This is a genomic window from Streptomyces sp. NPDC102451 (assembly GCF_044765485.1).
Classification (GTDB): Bacteria; Actinomycetota; Actinomycetes; order Streptomycetales; family Streptomycetaceae; genus Streptomyces.
In genome coordinates, this window is the sequence record NZ_JBIWKD010000005.1 from 187,119 (window position 1) to 205,668 (window position 18,550).

The following is an 18,550-nucleotide window of genomic DNA, read 5'->3' on the forward strand; positions in this document are numbered from 1 at the left end:
GGGGGGTCTGGAGGTACCGGATGCCGCGGCCCTTGTGGACAGGAGCGATCAGCTTCGGGCTGGTCACGATCCCGATCAAGGTGGTCTCCGCCACCGAGAACCACTCGATCTCCTTCCACCAGTACCACCAGGAGGACATGGGCCGGATCCGCACCCGCAAGGTGTGCGAGCTCGACGGCAAGGTCCTCTCGCCGGACGAGATCGGCAAGGGGTACGAGGTCGCCAAGGACCGGACCGTGCCCGTCACCGACGAGGAACTCGACCGGATGCCGCTCCCGACGGCGAAGGCCATCGAGATCGTCGCGTTCGTCGAGGCCGACAGCATCGACCCCGTACGGATCAGCGACAGCTACTACCTCGCGGTCGACGGCCAGGTCGCGGCGAAGCCGTACGCCCTGCTGCGGAAGGCGCTGGAACGCAGCGACAAGGTCGCCGTGGCGAAGTTCGCCTGGCACAACCGTGAGCGGCTCGGCCTGCTGCGGGTGCGGGACGACGCGATCGTGCTGCACTCGATGCGCTGGCCGGACGAGATCCGCAGCCCGGAGTCACTCGCCCCCCGGGAGACGGAGCTGGACGAGGACGAGATCGACCGCGCCGTCCAGCTCACCGACAGCATGGCCCTGGACGACATCTCCGGCTTCCGCGACCGCTACCGGGAGGCCCTGGAGGAGCTGCTCGCGGCCAAGTCCGAGGGGAAGGCGCTCCCGGCGGTGGCGGGCGAAGAGGAAGAGGAGTCGGGGAAGGTCATGGACCTGATGGCCGCGCTGAACGCGTCGGTGAAGGCGGCCAAGGAGACGCGGGGCGAGGACGCCACCGTGCACGAGATGACACCGCGCAAGCCCCGCACCCGGAAGAAGGCAGCCCCGAAGAAGACGGCCTCCGCGGCCTCCAAGAAGACGACGGCGGCCAGGAAGCAGCCGGCGAAGAAGACGGCGGCGAAGAAGCGGACGGCCTCCTGAACGCCTCTCCGGACCGGAGCGTTCGGGCCGCCGTCCGGGCGGCGTCGTCACCCGATGTCGTCCGGCGCCAGGTCGGGGCGCAGCCGGTGCCAGGAGGGATGACGCAGCCGCCCCGCCTTCGTGCGCGTCGAGTACCGCACCTCGCCGACCAGCCGCGGCAGCACCCAGTGGGCACCGGCGACCGGCGGCGTCTCGTCGAAGGGGCAGGTGTCGACCGCGGCGACGCGGAGCAGTTCGGCGAGCCCGGTCCGTTCGGCGTCGCTCCACCCCGTACCGACGCTGCCCGCGTACCGCAGACCGCCCGGGTGCCGCTCGCCGACCAGCAGCGCGCCCGGGAGTCCGCCCAGCCGCCCGCGTCCTGGCACCCAGCCGCCGACGATGACGTCCACCGTGCGGGCATGGCGGATCTTGATCCAGGTACGGGCGCGGACCCCCGGCTCGTACACCGAGTTCAGCCGCTTCGCGATCAGACCCTCGAGACCGGCCTCCCGCGTCATGGCCAGGGCCTCCTCGCCGTGGCCCACGACCACCGCGGGCGTCGACCAGCGCGGCCCGGCCAGCCCGAGCTCCTCCAGGGCCGCGCGGCGCTCGGCGTACGGCGACGGTACGAGGCTCCGGCCGCGCAGGAACAGCGCGTCGAACAGCACCAGGTGGGCCGGCACCCGCTGCGCCGTGCGGGCGGCCTTCGCGGGTGACCCGGAGAGCCCCATCCGCGACTGGAGCCGCTCGAAGTCGCTGCGGCCCCGGTCGTCCAGCGCGACGATCTCACCGTCCAGCACCGCCGGTACGCCGCCGAGTGCGGTGCCGAGCTCCGCCAGATCCGGATACGCCGGGGTGATGTCGGCCCCGGACCTGGCCAGCAGCTGCAGCGAACCGTCCCCCGGCAGATAGGCGAGGGCGCGCTGCCCGTCCTGTTTCACCTCGTACGCCCACTGCTCGTCGGTGGCGGCGGGCGGCAGGCGGCCGGGTGTGGCGAGCATGGGGGCGAACCGGGGCAAAGAGGCCATGACCGCAGCCTTTCAGACCCGAAAGTGATCGGAGCTCTCCGCACACGGGCCGGGTCACCGGAAATGACAGGACGGTCGCGCGTACGCCTGGCAGCATGTGCGTATGACGACGAACCGAAAGGTCCATGCCGCGTAGCCGGTCAGGACACCTCCGCCGCAACCGTGCGCACGCTCGCCGGCCGGATGCCACGCGCACCGTCATCGACGGCCTGTCCGCGCGCACGCTCGCCGAGATCGCCCGCCTGGAGCTGGACCGTAACTACCTTGCGCCCGGGGACGTCGGTGTGGCCGTGCGCATCTGGAAGGCTCACAGGCGGCGGCCGCTGAGCGTGCTGTGGCGCGAGGACGAACTGGGCGGCCCCCACTGGGACTGCTGCGGCGATCCACGGGAGGCGCGGGAGCTCCTCGGCACCGTGATGGGGGCGCTGTCGCCACGCGGGGCCCGCGAGCTGCGACGTGTCGTCAGCAGGCTCGACGGTGACGTGTGACAGGGCGCGCACCCCCGCCTCAACGGTCGGCGGACGGCGCCTCGGACGGCTCTCCGGACGGCGCCTCGGGCGATGTTGCCGATCCGTGACCGTACCGAACGGTGTCCGATACGCCGCCCGTCGGGGCGTGGCGCCCCGACGGGCCGTGAGCCGCCGTCAGTTGTAGCCAAAGCCCCGGGGCAGCGGGGCCTGGCGGAACAGCCGGGTGGGAACGGCGTCGGCCATCGCCCGGTAGCCCGAGGGGTTGAGGTGGAGGTGGTCGCCGGTGTCCAGCGCGGCCCGGAGCTGCCGGGGCGCCTGCGGGTCGCGGACGGTCCGGTCGAAGTCGATCACGCTGTCGAAGCGCCCGCTCGTACGGATCCAGGTGTTGACGGTCTGCCGGGCCTGCTCGCGGTACCCGTCCGGATCGTCGTACGGCGTGTTCCCGCCCATCGGGGTGAGGGTCGCCCCGTACACGCGGATGCCCTGGGTGTGGGCCCGGGTGATGATCTGCTCGTACGCGGCGATGACGTCGGCCGCGACCTGCTTCTGGGCGGCCGGGGCGGCCTCGGCCGTGCCGATGTCGTTGATGCCCTCGAAGACCAGCAGCCAGTCCACACCGCTCTGCGCCAGCACGTCACGGTCGAGCCGGGCCAGGCCGTTGGGGCCCAGACCGTCGTTCAGCAGCCGGTTCCCGCCGGCCGCCTGGTTGACGACGGCGGCCTTCGACGTCGCGGCCCCGGCCCTCAGCCGCTTCTGCAGCAGGTCGGGCCAACGGTCGTTCATGTTGGTGGTGGAGCCCCGGCCGTCGGTGAGCGAGTCGCCGAGCACGATGGCCGCCGAGGTGGTGCTCCTGGACCAGACCTCGACGCCGCTGAGGAAGTACCAGTGGTCGGTGGGTGTCGCCCCGGGCAGGTCCGCGTCGCTCACGTGGTCCCCGGCCCGCAGATAGGACGTCGTACGGGAGCCGGGGTGCGAGGTGATGGACGTGGAGGCCTGACCGGTCGCCAGGTACACCGTCGCCGTGAGATCGGAGCCAGGCGCGAGCGTGAAGTCCAGCGGGTCGGAGACCGCCTGGGCGCCCACCGGGACCGACACCGAGGAGCGGCCCTGGAAGGTCACGGGCCGCGTGGTCCCCGCCTCCACCGCGCTGGTCCCCGCCCTGCCGTCGAGCGGCAGGGCCACGGACACCTTGGTGATCGGCAGCACGGCGCCACCGAAAGCATTCGAGAAGCGGAGCCGGATGTGCTCACCGCCCGCGGACACGTGGACCGTCTGGCGCAGGGTGGCGTCCGTCAGGACCGCGTCGTCCTGGGTGAACGGCGCCGGGGGCATGTTGCCCGGCTCCGTCAGCTGCGGCATGGACGTCCAGGTGCTCACCCAGCGGGCGTTGCGCTCGCCGGGCGCGGGTGACCTGCCCGGCCCGTGGCCGTCCCCGGCGCCGAGTGCGGGGGTGACCACGGCGGCGGTGAGCGCGGCGGCGGCGAACAGGCTGAGGATCGACGATCTTCGGATCACGATGGTGCTCCCTCGGGCTGGGTGGGGGAAGCAGGGTGAATCCATGGATGTGGACGGCGTCCTGACTGACGTCCGGGGATTCGAGCGGCAGGCTAGTCGCTCCGATAAATTTCGGTCAATGCTCCGAAACCTTCGAAAACTTTCGCTGTCACCCCCGGCCGCGAGCACGTTCCGGATAGGGCGTCAGGAGCCCGTGCGCAACGGGGCGGCGGTGAACGTGACGTCCGCGGCGCGGCTGGTGACGTCGGCGTCCCTGCTGAGGGGCCACGCGGCTACTCGCGAGACCGTGGCCGCCGGAACCGCCGCGCTGATGCCGGGCTCCGCCGGTATGTCGTGCGTCGCGTGGGCGTCGTACGGCAGGACGACCCGGTAGCCGAGCGCCACGGCCGTACGGGCCGTCGCCTGCACGCACATCTCGGACATCAGGCCGCAGACGGCCAGCGAACGCACCCCCGATGCGGTCAACAGGCCCCCCAGCGCGGTCTCCTGGAACGCGTCGTCGTGCGTCTTGCGGATCACCACTTCCGTTGGCCCTGCCTCGACGGGGTGGTGGAGTTCCCAGCCGGCGGTGCGGGGCTCGTCGTCGGCGCCGGCCGGCCCGTCGTTCTGGACGTGGACGACGAGCGCCCCGGCGGCCCGGGCCCGCGCGATCAGGCCGGCCGTCCGGTCCACGAGGCGCGCGGCCTCGGGCAGTGCGCCGTCCCCGCGGACGAAAGCCTGCTGTACGTCGACAACGAGGACCGCCTGCGCGGGAGTTGTGTGAATGGTCATGCCGCCATGATGGCGTCCGTACGGCGGGGCCCCGTGGCCGGGCGCCCTGGGCGGGTACGGGAGTCCGGCGGCCGGCAGGGGTGGGCGCCCTGCCGGCCGCCGGGGCGGCCCGGATCAGGCCGTCGTGCAGGTGCTGCCGCTCAGTGTGAAGGCGGACGGGGCCGTGTTGGTGGCTCCGCTGGTGCCGGTGAAGCCGAGCGTGACCGAGCCGCTCGCGGCGATCGCGGCCGTGTATCCGGCCGGGGCGACGCTGACCGTGGCGCCGCTCTGCGTGGGGGTGCCGCCCCACATGTTGGAGACGGTCTGGCCGTCGGCGAAGGCGAAGCCGAGGTTCCAGCCGTTGATCGCGGCGGTGCCGGTGTTACGGATGATGATCTCGCCCTGGAAGCCGCCGGGCCAGGCGCCGGTCACCCGGTACCCCACGGAGCAGCCCACGCCCGGCGTGGGTCCGCTGTCGTCGGTGGTGACGCCCACCGTGGCGGACCGGGCCGAGCGGTTGCCCGCCGCATCACGGGCGTAGACGGCGAACTCGTACGCGGTGGCCGCGGAGAGGCCGGTCACGGTGACGCTGTTGGTGGTGGAGGAGGCGGCCTTGCTCTCGGTGGTGCCGCTGACCCGTACGACGTCGTAACCGCTGATGGCAACGTTGTCGGATGCCGCGGGCCACGTCAGTGTGGCGGAGGTGGCCGTCACCGCGGAGGCGGTCGGGGTGCCGGGGGCGGTCGGGGCCTCCGTGTCGTCCGGGTCGGTGCTGTCGCCGAAGACGGTGGCCTCCCGGGAGGTCTGGGCGATGCCGTTCGCGCCGTGGAAGATGCGCTCGCCCCAGGAGCTCAGCCGGCTCGGGTCGAAGTCGATGGCCAGGTCGAGGATCGGGTCGGTGTTGCCGCTCCAGGACCAGGCCAGATAGCCGAGGTCGAGCTGCTCGGCGGCGGCCATCATGGTGTCCTCGTCCGGGTCCCCGTACTGGTCGGCGGGGCCGCCGAACTCGCCTATGAGGAGGGGGAGTCCGGCGTCGACGAAGGCGTTCAGATAGTCGGTGACCGCCTGGGCCGTGCTGTAGACGCTGTACATGTGGATCGAGAAGATCAGGTTGCCCGTGGTGTCGGCGTCGTACACCGCCTGGGCGTTGGCGCGCATGACGCCCTGCCAGTCCTGGCCCCAGTTGGGTGCGTCCACCATGATCGTGTGGGCGAAGCCCGCGCCGCGCAGTTTCTGGACGGCGGCGGTCGTCGGCGCGGTCCAGCCGGCGGGGTCGGTGTTGCCCCAGGGCTCGTTGCCGATGTTGATGATGACGTAGTCCTCCTGGCCCGCGAGGACGTCCTTGAGGCTGATCCAGTAGTCGGCCGCGTGGTCGAGGGTGCCCGCCGCGGTGTCCTCGCCGTAACCGGTGGTGTCGTGCACCTCCAGGACGCAGATCAGCCGGTTCGCCTTGCAGTCCTCGACGATGCCCGCGACCTCGTCGGGGCCGTTCTTCGTCCACCGGTGGCCGTCGGAGAGGACCACGCGGACGGTGTTCGCGCCGAAGGCCTTGATGTCGGCCAGCGACTGCGTCTCGCCCGGGTACCAGGTGTGGGCGTGGTTGACGCCGCGCATGACGAAGTCGTTGCCGTTGCCTTCCAGCAGGCGGCCGTTGCTGATGTGCAAGCCGGTGGCGGCCGCGGCCTCCGCCCGCGCGGGCGTCGCCTGCGCCGCGGCCGGGCCGAGCGCGCCCAGCAGGACGACTCCGAGAAGGGCGGCCAGGCCCTTCAGTAAGGCGGTGCTTCTCGCGAGGGCGGTCAGGGGGCTCTTCCGTGAGCTCTTCCGCGCCGTGTTCGTTGCTGATCTCACTGCGACTCCAGAAAGTGGGTGCCGGGTGACGCAAACATCGGATGGCTTTATGGGAGCGCTCCCATAAAGCCACCTCGGCAGGGGCACGTCAAGACATCGCACACACTTCGACGGCGGCGGCCGTGCGGCGCCGAGGGCGGCTGAACCGGGCGGGGCGGTTCCCGGTGGGATTTCGGCACTTCGGACCGCCGCCGGATGCCCGTTCCGTCCGAACTCCCTTCGCTTCTCCCCGCCGCCCGCGGGCCCCGTGCCGGTACCGTCCCCGCATGGACGCATCACCCCCGGACCCGACCGCCGCCTTGCTCGCGCGCGCCGACGGCCCCGTCACCCGTGGCCGGCTCGTCCGTGATCTGGTCGCGCTCGGGCTCGCCGAGGGCGACACCGTCATGTTCCACACGCGGATGTCCGCCATCGGTTACGTCGCCGGGGGCCCCGCAACGCTCATCGGCGCCCTGCAGGATGTCGTGGGCGAGCGGGGCACCCTGATGGTGAGCTGCGGATGGCGCGACGCCCTGCCGTACGGGTTCGCCGGCTGGCCGGGGCCCTGGCGGGACGCCGTACGCGCCGAACACCCGGCGTTCGAACCGGAGTCGAGCGAGGCGGACCAGGACAAGGGCCGTCTCCCGGAGGCGCTGCGCCGCCGGGCGGGGGCCGTCCGCAGCCGGCATCCAGACGTGAGCCTCGCCGCGCTCGGGGTGGGGGCCGCAGAGCTGATGGCCGACCACCCGTGGGACGACCCGCACGGCCCCGGCAGCCCGCTGGCCCGGCTGGTCGAGGTGGGCGGCCGGGTGCTGATGCTGGGCGCGCCGCTGGAGACGCTCACGCTCCTGCACCACGCGGAGGCGCTCGCGGAAGCGCCCGGGAAGCGGTTCGTGGAGTACGAGCAGCCGGTGCTGGAGGGCGGGCGGCGGGTCTGGCGCCGCTTCCGTGACATCGACTCGTCGAAGGGGGCCTTCGACTACTCCTCCGTGACGCCCGGCGGCCAGGACCCGTTCGAGACGATCGTCCGGGACATGCTGGCCGCCGGAATCGGGCGCCGGGGCACGGTCGGAGCCGCCGACAGCCACCTGTTCGAGGCCGGAGAGGTCGTGGACTTCGGCCTCGCGTGGATCCGGGAGAAGCTGGGCGGTGGTGTCCGGTAGGGGCACATGGAGTCCTCCTGCCACCGCGTCCCCCAGCGGTCGCCGCGCGGAACAGCCCTCAGGCGGTGGTCCGTTCCACCGGGATCCACAGCTCCGCGTCCGCCTGGGCCCCGTCCTCGGAGAGCCGTACGCTCAGGATCTCGGGACCCGGCCTGCCGGCGTACGGATTCGACGGGAACCACTGCGTGAACACGTCCCGCCAGAGGTACTGGAGGGCCTGCGGGAACTGGCCGGAGTGTGCGAAGACGGCCCACAGACCGGCCGGGACGGCGAGGGCGTCCAGGTCCTCGGGTACCTCGGCTCCCGTCACCACCCCGTGGTAGTAGTCGAGTTCGGTGCCTTCCGCCCGGCTCGGGTCGAGCTGGTCGCTGACCCCGACGATCCCCTTCGGCTCCTGGTCGGCGAGTGCGGCGACGCGCCGCAGCGTGTCGGGGGCGATGCCCCGGATGAAGTCGGCGATCGCCGGGTTCATCCCCTCGTGGATGAGCGGTACGCGGGCCTTCCTGCCGACCACCCGGAAGGCGTCCTTGTCGACGATCCTGTATCGCATGCTGCTGCTCCCTTCGATGATGAGGCGGAAGGACATCCGTTGCTGGGAGTGCAGGACCGCACCGGTCCGGCGGGCCTCGCCCGGGCCCACGCCGTGCATGGCACGGAACGCCCGGGCGAAGGCCTCGCCCGACCCGTAGCCGTAGCGCGTCGCGATGTCCAGCAGCGTCCGGTCGCCCGCGAGCACCTCGGCGCCCGCGACGGTCAGCCGTCTGCGCCGGATGTACTCCGACAGCGGCAGGCCCGCCAGCGCGGAGAACATCCGCCGGAAGTGGTACTCCGACGTCACCGCGACGCGCGCGAGACCGGCCACGTCGACCGGCTGGTCGAGGTGGGACTCGATGTGCTCCATGGCCTGGTTCAGCCGGTCCAGCATCCCGGACTCCTTCCCTTTCGCCCTCACGTTAGGAAGGACCCACCCTGCCGGACCCGACATCCTGTGCCCGATGCGGTGGGGTGGGGACCGGCCCCGACGTGGTTGTTCGGCCCGTCTTCCTTCCGCGTTCACCGGCCATTACGACGACCCTCGCCGCGTCCTCCGACGATCACCCCATGACGCACATGACTCGTGTAAAGGCCTCCTCCTGCGCCCTGACCGCCGCGCTCCTCGTCGGGATCACCGCCCCCGCAGTCTCGGCGCACAGCGCCCCCGCCCACCCCGCGCACGGGTCGCACGCACGCATCCCGTTCACGCAGGCCGAGGTCACCGCGCTGGACGGCGGCTCGTACACGGTGGAATGGAAGGCCCCGGGCATACGCCGCGTCGCCGTCAAGGTGGCCGGTCGTACGGTGGCCTCCGGCGGGGCGAGCGGCAAGGTCACCGTCCGGGGGCTGCCCGCCGCCGACCGCCAGTGGTTCGACCTGGTGCCCGAGCGCGGCGGCTCCCTGCACCTCGCCGACCGGCTCATCGCGCTCGAAGGGGCCGTCAACTTCCGTGACGCGGGCGGCTATCGCACCGCTGACGGCCACTGGGTGAAGATGGGCGAGGTCTACCGCTCGGACGCTCTGGACAAGCTCACCACCGCCGATCTGGCGAAGCTGCGGCGGCTGTCGGTCCGTACGGTCTTCGACCTGCGCATGGAGTCCGAGCGTTCCGCCGCACCCGATCGCGTCCCGGCAGGCGCCCAGCACGTCGTGGCCGATGTGCTGGCGGGATCACCGGCCTTCACCGCGATGCCGACGACCCCGGAGGAGGGCGTCGCGATGATGGTCGAGGGCGAGAAGTTCATGGTCGGCGGGGCCACGGCCAAGGCCGCCTACCGCACGGTCCTCGGCGGCGTGGCGGACGACCACTCCCGCGCCGTGGTCTTCCACTGCACGGCGGGCAAGGACCGTACGGGCTGGGCGAACGCGGCCCTGCTCACGGCCCTCGGCGTCCCGCGCTCCACGGTCATGGCGGACTACCTGGCCTCCAACGACTACCGCGCCGAGGCCAACGCGGCGGCCCTCGCCTCGATGCCGGCCGAGCAGGCGGCGGTGTACAAGCCGCTGCTGGACGTACGCCCCGAGTACCTCAACTCCGGCTTCGACGAGGTCGGGAAGCGGTTCGGGTCGTTCGGTGCGTACGAGAAGAAGGCGCTCGGCCTGGACGCGAAGGACATCCGCGACCTGAAGCGGGACCTTCTGGTGGGCTGACCGCCCGTATCGGCCCGGGTCTCAGGGGGACTTGAGCAGGTCCCGCAGCCCGGCGGCGAATGTACGGACGTCCTGCTCGCTGGGCCGGTCGACCGCCTCGGGTGTGTCGTCCCGCCCGGGCGTACGGCACGGGCGGCAGAGGCCGTCGGGGAGCGCCTCGGGGCGGCCCGGCACCCCGCACTTGGTGCACTCCAGCATCACGCGGTGTACGGGCGCTCCCGGCGCGGGCGGCTCCGGGGCGGCGGGCACGAGCGGCGGGATCTTCTCGGTGAGGCGGTGGCGGACGAGGGCGACGGGGGACCCGACCTGCGCGGGGAGCCCGGCGGTGAGGGCCCGGGTGAGGTAGTCGGCGTCGACGCCCCGGGCGAACCACGCGGCGGCCAGGGCCTCCAGGACCGCGCAGTCGGCGGAGGAGAGGGCGAGCCGGGAGTCGGCACGGCCGAGCTGCGCCAGCGCGAGGTAGGCGGGGGAGGAGGGCCCGGCGGGTTTCGGCGTCCGCTGCGGGGGCACGGCGGGAGCCTCGGGCGCGGCGGGTTCGGGGGTCGCGGCGGGCGCGGGGGGCGCGGGGGCCATCGGCTCCGGTGCGGCCTCGGGAGCCGGGGACGGCGGCGCCACGGCGGCCGATTCGAGAGCGTTTTCGGCACTTACTGCGGCGCTCGCTGCGGCACTCGCTGCGGCACTTACTGGGGCGGTTGCAGCCGGGTTCGCTGCGGGGGTGGTGACCTCGGCGGCGGCCCACCACTCGTTGTCCCGGGCGGTGCGTGACCAGAACGTCCGGGAAACCCAGCGCACTTGACCCAGGTCGCCGACGAGGCACCGTACACGGCGCAGATATCCGGCGGTCGCCAGGGCCTTCAGGGCCGAGCCGACGGCCTGCTGGCCGTACAGGGGGAGCTGCTTGGCGAGGCTCTTGACGTCCATCGAGGCGCCGTCGGGCAGCTGGTCGATGAACCCGGCGATGTACCGCTCGCGGGCGGGCAGCAGGGCGAAGTCATCGGCGCGGCGCGGGAGTTGATGCAGCATGGAGCGCTTGCCGTAACCGGGGTTGGCCATCGGGTACGGGCGGGAGGATGCGGGGGTGCGTGGGGCGGAGCTAGGGTGCTGGATAGCCACGGGATCGGTCCTTGTCGATCTTGCGGTCAGACCCCGGCCTGGTGCGGTCAACACCGTGTCGGGGTCGCTTGGTTCTCGCACCGTAAGCAGTCGCCACGCTCCGCCGCAAGTCGGTCACGATTAGTCATACTTGCTGGCCGTGACGGGTCGGGGAGGTAGGGAAGGTTTTCCCAAACCCCCTTCTTTCCCTCCCGGATGAAGGCATCGCTCGAATCCCGGCCCTCGAACCCCGACGCCCGAATCCCGAAGCTCAAGCACCGACCGGAAGCTCTGATTCCGCCCCCGAAGGTGTGAACCCCCCACCTCGAAGCTCGAACCCAAAGCCCCGAGTCCCGAGCCCCGGGACCGTTCCACCGGCGACGAGCTGTGGCTTGAGTGGCGCCGACAATCCCGGACCGGCGCGACGATGACGCGGATGCCGAAGCCGCCAAGCGGTTGGAACGACAGCGGTACCTGTACGAGGGCAACCGCATCTCCAACGTGATCCTCGGAGAACAGGCGCTGCACTCCAACGTGGGCGGCCCCCAGGCGATGAAGTCGCAAGCGGAACGCACGGGTCCGGGCGGCGCGCTGCTGCCCGGACCCGCCCTGTCCGTACCGTCAGCGGGCCATCAGGGCGAAGATGCCCCAGCCGAGGTATTCGCGCGTGTACCGCGCATAGTCGGCCGGGCCCGTGGTGAGCTCGGTCCGTACCTCGGCGGCCAGCTCGTCATCGGGATGGGTGTCGAGCCAGCGGCGGAGGTTGAGCCACTGTGCCGCTTGGTACCGGTCCCAGCTGTCCTGGTCGGCCAGCACCATCTCGACGACGTCGTACCCGAGTTCGCCGAACTGCTCGATCAGCTCCGGCAGCGGCAGGAAGTCGTCCTTGCTGCCGGCGTGGCAGGCCTGGGCGGTCTCCTCGTCCGGCACTTCTCGGCGCCAGTAAGGCTCGCCGATCAGCATCAGGCCGCCGGGGCGGAGGCTCCTGCCCAGCAGCTCGGCGGTCCCGGCGACTCCGTCGCCGATCCAGGTCGCGCCGATGCACGCGGCGAGATCGACCGGCTCGTCGGCGACGTAACCGGAGGCGTCGTCGTGCACGAAGGTGACCCGGTCGGCGACACCGAGTTCGGTGGCGCGGGCGCGGGCCCCCTCGGTGAACACCGTGCTGATGTCCACCCCCGTTCCCGTGACCCCGTGGTCACGGGCCCAGGTGCACAGCATCTCGCCCGAACCGCTGGCGAGGTCGAGCATGCGCGTCCCGGGGGCCAGGTGCAGTGCCTGGCCCAGGGTGGCGAGCTTGCCCGGGGTGAACGGGTTGTGGATGCGGTGGCTACTTTCGCGGACGGTGAAGATGCGTGGAAGATCCACGAGAGGTGTTCCTTACGTTCGATGAGGTCATGACGTCTGCGGAGGACAGCCGACCGGAGCCGGCCGCCGTTGCTCGGACCGTCATCAACACACCTCGTTCTGAACGTACGGACGAATCGTGAACCCGGTGAATATAGACCCGACCGGACGCACATCCCCACCGGTTTTCTCCTCCCAGAAGTTCGGCGTCGGTGCAACTGCCGGGACGGCGCAGACGTTCTTCTCAGCATGAACGAACTGATCGAGACGTGGGCCGGTGTCACGCCGGGCGCCGACCCCGCCGAGGCTGACCCCGTCGTCCTGGAGTGCGCCCGCCTGCTCGCCGCCGAACCGGGCGGTGAGCAGGCGGTCCTGCTGGCCTTCGGGCTGGTGGGCATGGCGCCGTACGTCATCGGGCGGCGCGGGGCCCCCGTCGAGCAGGCTTCGGCGGACGCCCTCGCCGCCGCTGCCGAGGCCCTGGACGCGCGGCTTCCCGAGACCGACGACTGCGGCCACGCGGACCATCCGCACACCAAGGTCCTGGAGCAGTGGGACACGGACGCCGACGGGCTGCACGACGCACCGGACACGCGGATTCCGATCGGCGACTGGGACGAGGCCGAGGCCTGCCCCCGTAACGCCGCCGCATGGGCGCGTACGGCCGCCGACGTGATTCTCCCGGGGTGCGTGGGCGGCATACCGGAGATCGTCCCGAGCCATCACGAGAGCAGCATCCACAGCCTGGACCGCGTGCTCAACGACTACCCGAACGGCGATCCCCGCTGGGACCTGGAGATCCACACGACACCGCCCAGCACCGGTCGGCTCTCCAGGGCCGCTCTGGCGGGCTATGTCGTGGTCGCCCGCGCGTGCTGCTGGTACATGGGATCGGGCCGGATCAGTCAGCGGCCGCTCCTCGACGACATGATCGAGGGCCTGGAGTCCGTCCTGCCGCTGCTGCCGGACGCACCCTGCGCCCACGGGCCCGGCGAGCACCCGGCCCTGAACGGGGGCGCCGACCAGCAGGCCGGCGACGGGATCCACCTCCAGAGCCCCGGCGGCCGGGCCGTCCTGCGCGACGAGTACGACGACGGCGCCGGCGCCGGCGACGGGTCCTTGCTGGAGGTGTGGACCTGCACCGCCTTCCTGCGCCCCCTCGCCGTCGAGGCGCGCGATCACCTGCGCGCGGCGGTCGAGACCCTCTTCGGCACCCGGCGGACGGACCACCTGGACCCGGTGTACCTGCGCCCCGACGGCCGCCTCGACATCGGGCCGCTGACCGCGCGGCACGTCCCGTTCAAGGACGAGACGGCCTCCGAGGAGGCGGCTCTCTGGGCCGCCCGGCGCTACGAGGCGCTCGGCCCCGGCGGACCCGCCGCCGACCGGACCGTCCTGCTGCTCCTGATGGCCAAGGCGGCCACGTCCCTGCAGCTGTCGACCGGCATCGCCCAGGAGCTCCTCGGCATCCTCCGCGCCGCCACCACACCGCCCGTCGACGGCGCGTGCGCCCACCCGGACGGCCACGCGCGCCGGGGCGAGCGCACGCAGGACCTCATGGCCCGCGTCGCACGCCTCTACGAGCCCGACGCGGAGGCCGAGGCCGAAGCCGCGGCCGCAGGCCAGGAGTTCGGGTCCGAGGTGCTGGCCTGCCCGGTCCATCTGGCGGACGTCGTGGCGAAGGGCATCGCGGACCTGGAGGAGCAGTACACGGAGGAGCCGGACCTGTTGGAGCAACTCCTGGCCGAGTGAGGCGGGCCGCGACCCCACCCCCGGACCACGCGTCAGCGCAGCGACTCGGGCAGCTCCTCCCGGTGCACGATGCCCAGGCGCTGCGTGGCGCGGGTCAGCGCCACGTACAGGTCGCTCGTCCCGAACCTCCCGGGCTCCACGACCAGCACATGGTCGAATTCGAGCCCCTTCGCCTCGCGCGGCCCGAGCAGCACCACGGGCCGGGTGAGGTCGGGTTCGGCGCCCGGCGTGATCCCGTCGAGCGGGGCCGCGATCTCCTCGTGCAGCTCACGCGGTGCGATCACCGCGAGGCGCCCCTCCTCGGGCGTCAGCTCCTCCACGGCCCGCGCCACCGTGCCCGCGAGGTCCGCGCCGGCGTCCCGCGTCCACGGTGTCTCACCCGTGGACCGCACCGACCCGGGCGGCTCGAACGACGGGTCCTCGGCCCGTACGACCCTGGCCGCCAGCTCCATGATCTCGGCGGGCGTACGGTAGTTGACCCGCAGCGTCACATGCTCGAAGCGGTCGCCGACGTACGGCTCCAGGATCCTCTCCCAGGAGCCGATGCCCGCCTCCTCGGAGGTCTGCGCCGGGTCACCGACGAGGGTCAGCGAGCGGGTCGGTGACCGGCGCATCAGCAGCCGCCAGGCCATCGGCGACAGCTCCTGCGCCTCGTCCACGATGATGTGGCCGAACGCCCAGGTCCGGTCGGCGGCGGCGCGCTCGGCGGCGCTGCGGTGGTCGGCCTCCTCCTGCCGCTCCGCCATCCGCTCGGCGTCGATGATGTCGTGGGCGGCCAGGACCTCCGAGTCCTCCTCGTCCTCGAACTCGTACGTCTCCGAGCCCCGGGACAGATCCAGGACGCCCTGCGCGTAGGCGACCCGCTCCTGCCGCACCGCCTCGGCGGCGGCCCGCTCGGCGCTGTCGTCGGAGCCGAGCAGCTCGGCCGCCTCGTCGAGGAGCGGGACATCGGCCGGCGTCCACTCCTCGTCGCCGGGAGCACGCCGGATGGCCTCGGCGTCCTCGTCCGGTACGTACACGGGCTCGGTCAGGTAGTCGGCGAGGAAGTCCTCGGGGGTGAGCAGCGGCCACAGCTCACCGACGGCGGCGTGCACCTCCTCGCTCGCGGCGACGCTCTTGCCGAGCTGGGCGACGTCGTCGGGGCCCAGGAAGTTGGGGCCGCCGTACGGGTCGGCGCCGATGCGTTCGGTGAGCTGCCGGGTGAGGGCGTCGATGATGTGGAACGTGAAGTACGGGCGGGCGAGGTTGTGCGGCAGCCGCGTCTCGCGGGCCGCCTGCCGGGCCTCGTAGGCGATCTCCCAGTCCAGGACGAGGTCGCCGTCGTCGTGCGGGATGACGACGGGCGCGCCGGGCTCGGGCAGGTCCTGCCGGTCGCGTACGGCGAGGGCGAGGGCCTCCGCCATCCCCGCGCCGCCCTTCACTGCTGCCGCGCGGGGGGTGTCGGTGCCGCGGGCGTGGACACCGGGGAACAGCTCGGCCTGGGTGGCGAGCATGACGCCGGTCTCGCCGAGCGCGGGGAGCACCTCGCCGATGTAGCGCAGGAAGGCCGGGTTGGGGCCCACGACCAGGACCGCGCGCTTGGCCAGCAGCTCGCGGTGCTCGTACAGCAGGAACGCCGCCCGGTGCAGCGCGACCGCGGTCTTCCCGGTGCCGGGGCCGCCCTCGACGACGAGGACACCGCGGTGCGGGGCGCGGATGATGCGGTCCTGCTCGGCCTGGATGGTCCGCACGATGTCGCCCATGCGGCCGGTGCGGGCGGAGCTGAGCGCGGCGAGCAGCACGGCGTCACCGCTGGGATCCTCGAAGCCGGTGCGCTCGTCGTCCCCCAGGTCGAGGATCTCGTCGTGCAGTTCGGTGACCGTGCGGCCCTCGGTGGTGAGGTGTCTGCGTCGGCGCAGCCCCATCGGCGTATGCCCGGTCGCGAGATAGAAGGGCCGGGCGACCGGTGCCCGCCAGTCGATCAGAAGGGGCGTGTGCTCGGTGTCGTCCTCCCGAATTCCGATACGGCCGATATGGTGCGCGGTGCCGTCGCGGAGATCGATACGGCCGAAGCACAGCGAACCGTCCACCGCATTCAGGGCGGCCAGCAGTCCGGAACGCTCCGAGACGAGCACATCGCGTTCGAGCCGGGCCTGCAGGTTGTTCCCCACCGGGGTCAACGCGTCCTCGACGCGCTGTGCGGTGACCCCGCGCAGCGCGTCGACACGGTCGTAGAGCCGGTCGATGAATTCCTGTTCCTTCTGCAATTCGACGTTTTCGCGAGTTGACAAAATCGCTCCCTGCCGGATATGGTGTTTCTAGTGGCCCCCGGTGAGGGGTCTTTTCTGTGGGCACACAGAACCACTCAATATACGTGAGGAAATCCCCGTTCCGCAATTCCGGAACGGGGATTTTCCGTGCTCGGCGTATGACGCCTGTCATGCGCCCCCATGACAGGCGTCATACGGACCCGATGACACACCGCACTGCCGTCCGGCCTCTGCCGCCGGGAGTGTGGGGGACATGAACGCAGTCATCGAAACCATCGGACTGAAACGAAGCTACGGGGGGTTCGAGGCCGTACGGGGTGTCGACTTCACGGTCGCCCGGGGGGAGCTCTTCGCCCTGCTGGGGACCAACGGCGCCGGCAAGACCTCCACGCTCGAACTCCTGGAGGGCCAGGACACCCCCACCGGCGGGAGCGTCCGGGTGCTGGGCCATGACCCGTTCCGCGACCGGACGGCGGTGCGGCACCGCATCGGGGTGATGCTCCAGGAGGGCGGCTTCCCGCCGGAGCTGACCGTCCTGGAGACCGTACGGATGTGGGCGGGCTGCACGACCGGCGCCCGCCCCGCCGGCGAGGCCCTCGAACTGACCAGGCTGACCGACCGGCGCGCGGTGAGGGTCAAGCAGCTCTCCGGCGGTGAACGCCGCCGCCTCGACCTCGCCCTGGCCCTGCTCGGGCGGCCCGAGGTGCTGTTCCTCGACGAGCCGACGACCGGCCTGGACGCCCAGTCCCGCCGGGACACCTGGGAGCTGATCCGCGAGCTGAAGGCCCAGGGCACGACCGTGCTGCTCACCACGCACTACCTGGAGGAGGCCGAACAGCTCGCCGACCGGCTGGCGATCATGCACCGGGGGCTGATCGCCACCACCGGGCGGGTGGCCGACGTGGTGGCCGAGCGGCCCTCCCGGATCAGCTTCCGGCTGCCGCAGGACCGCTTCCTCGGTGAACTGCCGCCGCTCGCGCCGATGGGCGTGACCCGGCACTCCGACGAGGGAGGGACCGTGCGGCTGGAGACCCGGGAGCTGCAGCGCACGACCACCGAACTGCTCACCTGGGCCCACCACGCGGGCGTCGCGCTGCACGCGCTCGACGCGCGTTCCGCATCGCTGGAAGAGGCCTTCATGGAGATCGCCAAGGGCTTCGACGACGCCGAGCACGTCGAGCACGTCGGGAACATCGGGAACGAGGAGACACGATGACGACGACCGCGAGCGTGACACGACCGGGGACGACCGCGCCCGCGCGGAGCGGTGCCACCGCCCGGCTGGCCGCCCTCGGCCGCGCGGAGCTGACACTCCTGATGCGCAGCAGGGCCGCGCTGGTCACCGCACTCCTCGTGCCGGCCGTCACGGCCTTCTCGATGCGGGGCATGGTGAAGGGCCTGGACCTGGGCGGCACCGGCCTGTCGATCGCCACCGTCCTGCTGCCCGGTGCGCTGGGGCTGGCGCTGTTCTTCTCCGTCTACTCGAATCTGGTCGGGGTGTACGTCACGCGCCGGGAGAGCCTCGTGCTCAAGCGGCTGCGTACGGGTGAGGTGCGCGACTGGGAGATCTTCACGGGCGGTGCGCTCCCGGCTCTGATGCTGGCGCTGGTGCAGTGTGTCCTGCTGATCATCGGCCTGACGGTGGTCCTGGACGCACCCGCGCCCGCGGCACCGCACCTGGTGGTCCTCGGCCTGCTGGTGGGCGTGGCGCTGCTAGTAGCCGCCGGCGCGCTGACGGCCGCGGTCACCCGGACGGCGGAGAGCGCGCAGCTGACCTTCCTGCCGTTCTGGCTGCTGAGCATGGTCGGCTCCGGGATGTTCGTACCGCGTGGCGTACTGCCGGGTGTGGCGGGCGACATCAGCGCCTGGCTGCCCTTCTCACCGGTGATGGACCTCCTCCAGGGCGGCTGGTCGGGCAGCCTCGGCGGCCTGGACCAGATCCGCCTGCTGCTCGCCGCCCTGGCCTGGACAGGTGTGGCGGCCCTCGGGGTGCGGCAGTGGTTCCGTTGGGGCCCGCGCGGTTGACAGCGCCGTGGAGCACGCGGGCGCACGGACGAGGAAGACGGGGAACCTGGGCACCATCGGGACCGTACGCAACTACCTCTCGTCCGCCGCGACGAAGCTCGGCGCGGAGAACCGCCACGTGGCCGCCCGCATCGCCCGGGAGCACGGCTGGCTCTGAAACACCCCGGAGCACGGCTGGCTCCGAAAGACCCTGGAGAGCGCTCACAGAGGAGT

General features: G+C 72.0%; 15 protein-coding genes and 2 pseudogenes. 9 read left to right on the forward strand and 8 right to left on the reverse strand.

The features are described 5' to 3' along the window. Window positions 1–20 precede the first annotated feature (20 nt). Entirely contained in the window at window positions 21–959 is a 939-nt protein-coding gene (locus tag ACIRD8_RS13765) for a Ku protein (protein WP_403989952.1), read from the forward strand. Between the two features lie 47 nt (window positions 960–1,006). On the opposite strand, the gene ligD is transcribed toward ACIRD8_RS13765, so the two are convergent. Further along, complete coding sequence (ligD, locus tag ACIRD8_RS13770; protein ID WP_403989954.1) at window positions 1,007–1,966, reverse strand: non-homologous end-joining DNA ligase; 960 nt, start codon at window positions 1,964–1,966, stop codon at window positions 1,007–1,009. Window positions 1,967–2,091: 125 nt separating this feature from the next. Between ligD and ACIRD8_RS13775 the strand changes: the two genes are divergently transcribed. Beyond that, window positions 2,092–2,454: a hypothetical protein gene (locus tag ACIRD8_RS13775; protein ID WP_403989956.1), complete on the forward strand. Its 363-nt coding sequence runs from the start codon at window positions 2,092–2,094 to the stop codon at window positions 2,452–2,454. Window positions 2,455–2,610: 156 nt separating this feature from the next. On the opposite strand, the gene ACIRD8_RS13780 is transcribed toward ACIRD8_RS13775, so the two are convergent. The 3 genes from ACIRD8_RS13780 to ACIRD8_RS13790 form a co-directional block, all read right to left on the reverse strand. After that, window positions 2,611–3,996, reverse strand: coding sequence for an SGNH/GDSL hydrolase family protein (locus tag ACIRD8_RS13780; protein WP_403989958.1), 1,386 nt, complete (start codon window positions 3,994–3,996; stop codon window positions 2,611–2,613). Between the two features lie 138 nt (window positions 3,997–4,134). After that, a complete protein-coding gene (locus ACIRD8_RS13785; RefSeq protein WP_403989960.1) occupies window positions 4,135–4,722 on the reverse strand; it encodes a cysteine hydrolase family protein in 588 nt (195 codons plus the stop codon). 114 nt (window positions 4,723–4,836) lie between these two features. Then, window positions 4,837–6,501 (reverse strand): cellulase family glycosylhydrolase, encoded by a 1,665-nt coding sequence (locus ACIRD8_RS13790; RefSeq protein ID WP_403990723.1) that lies wholly within the window; start codon window positions 6,499–6,501, stop codon window positions 4,837–4,839. A gap of 314 nt (window positions 6,502–6,815) precedes the next feature. Between ACIRD8_RS13790 and aac(3) the strand changes: the two genes are divergently transcribed. Beyond that, the gene (gene aac(3), locus ACIRD8_RS13795; RefSeq protein ID WP_403989962.1) at window positions 6,816–7,691 is read left to right on the forward strand and encodes an aminoglycoside 3-N-acetyltransferase; all 876 of its coding nucleotides are present in this window, start codon (window positions 6,816–6,818) and stop codon (window positions 7,689–7,691) included. A 58-nt stretch (window positions 7,692–7,749) separates the two neighbouring features. Here the strand turns inward: aac(3) and ACIRD8_RS13800 are convergent, their stop codons facing one another. Further along, window positions 7,750–8,616 carry a GyrI-like domain-containing protein gene (locus ACIRD8_RS13800; RefSeq protein WP_403989964.1) on the reverse strand — a complete coding sequence of 289 codons (867 nt, stop codon included), beginning with the start codon at window positions 8,614–8,616 and terminating at the stop codon, window positions 7,750–7,752. A 185-nt stretch (window positions 8,617–8,801) separates the two neighbouring features. Between ACIRD8_RS13800 and ACIRD8_RS13805 the strand changes: the two genes are divergently transcribed. Beyond that, complete coding sequence (locus ACIRD8_RS13805) at window positions 8,802–9,875, forward strand: tyrosine-protein phosphatase (protein WP_403989966.1); 1,074 nt, start codon at window positions 8,802–8,804, stop codon at window positions 9,873–9,875. Window positions 9,876–9,896: 21 nt separating this feature from the next. On the opposite strand, the gene ACIRD8_RS13810 is transcribed toward ACIRD8_RS13805, so the two are convergent. Next, window positions 9,897–10,988: a MarR family transcriptional regulator gene (locus tag ACIRD8_RS13810; RefSeq protein ID WP_403989968.1), complete on the reverse strand. Its 1,092-nt coding sequence runs from the start codon at window positions 10,986–10,988 to the stop codon at window positions 9,897–9,899. A gap of 375 nt (window positions 10,989–11,363) precedes the next feature. Between ACIRD8_RS13810 and ACIRD8_RS13815 the strand changes: the two are divergent. Next, a pseudogene (locus ACIRD8_RS13815) lies at window positions 11,364–11,525 on the forward strand (Scr1 family TA system antitoxin-like transcriptional regulator); the annotation flags it as partial. A gap of 63 nt (window positions 11,526–11,588) precedes the next feature. On the opposite strand, the gene ACIRD8_RS13820 reads toward ACIRD8_RS13815, so the two are convergent. After that, window positions 11,589–12,335: an SAM-dependent methyltransferase gene (locus ACIRD8_RS13820; RefSeq protein WP_403989970.1), complete on the reverse strand. Its 747-nt coding sequence runs from the start codon at window positions 12,333–12,335 to the stop codon at window positions 11,589–11,591. Window positions 12,336–12,563: 228 nt separating this feature from the next. Here ACIRD8_RS13820 and ACIRD8_RS13825 point away from each other — a divergent pair, with 228 nt between their 5' ends. Beyond that, window positions 12,564–14,063 (forward strand): hypothetical protein, encoded by a 1,500-nt coding sequence (locus tag ACIRD8_RS13825; protein WP_403989972.1) that lies wholly within the window; start codon window positions 12,564–12,566, stop codon window positions 14,061–14,063. A gap of 32 nt (window positions 14,064–14,095) precedes the next feature. On the opposite strand, the gene ACIRD8_RS13830 is transcribed toward ACIRD8_RS13825, so the two are convergent. Continuing rightward, window positions 14,096–16,309, reverse strand: a complete 2,214-nt coding sequence (locus tag ACIRD8_RS13830) for a HelD family protein (RefSeq protein ID WP_403990725.1) — start codon at window positions 16,307–16,309, stop codon at window positions 14,096–14,098. Between the two features lie 256 nt (window positions 16,310–16,565). Here ACIRD8_RS13830 and ACIRD8_RS13835 point away from each other — a divergent pair, with 256 nt between their 5' ends. From ACIRD8_RS13835 to ACIRD8_RS13845, 3 genes and pseudogenes are all read left to right on the forward strand, one after another. Then, complete coding sequence (locus ACIRD8_RS13835; protein WP_403989974.1) at window positions 16,566–17,528, forward strand: ABC transporter ATP-binding protein; 963 nt, start codon at window positions 16,566–16,568, stop codon at window positions 17,526–17,528. Beyond that, window positions 17,525–18,337: an ABC transporter permease gene (locus ACIRD8_RS13840; RefSeq protein ID WP_403989976.1), complete on the forward strand. Its 813-nt coding sequence runs from the start codon at window positions 17,525–17,527 to the stop codon at window positions 18,335–18,337. The genes ACIRD8_RS13835 and ACIRD8_RS13840 overlap by 4 nt, the downstream gene beginning before the upstream one ends. Before the next feature lie 58 nt (window positions 18,338–18,395). Beyond that, window positions 18,396–18,494, forward strand: a pseudogene (locus ACIRD8_RS13845) (DNA-binding response regulator); the annotation flags it as partial. Window positions 18,495–18,550: the final 56 nt, after the last annotated feature.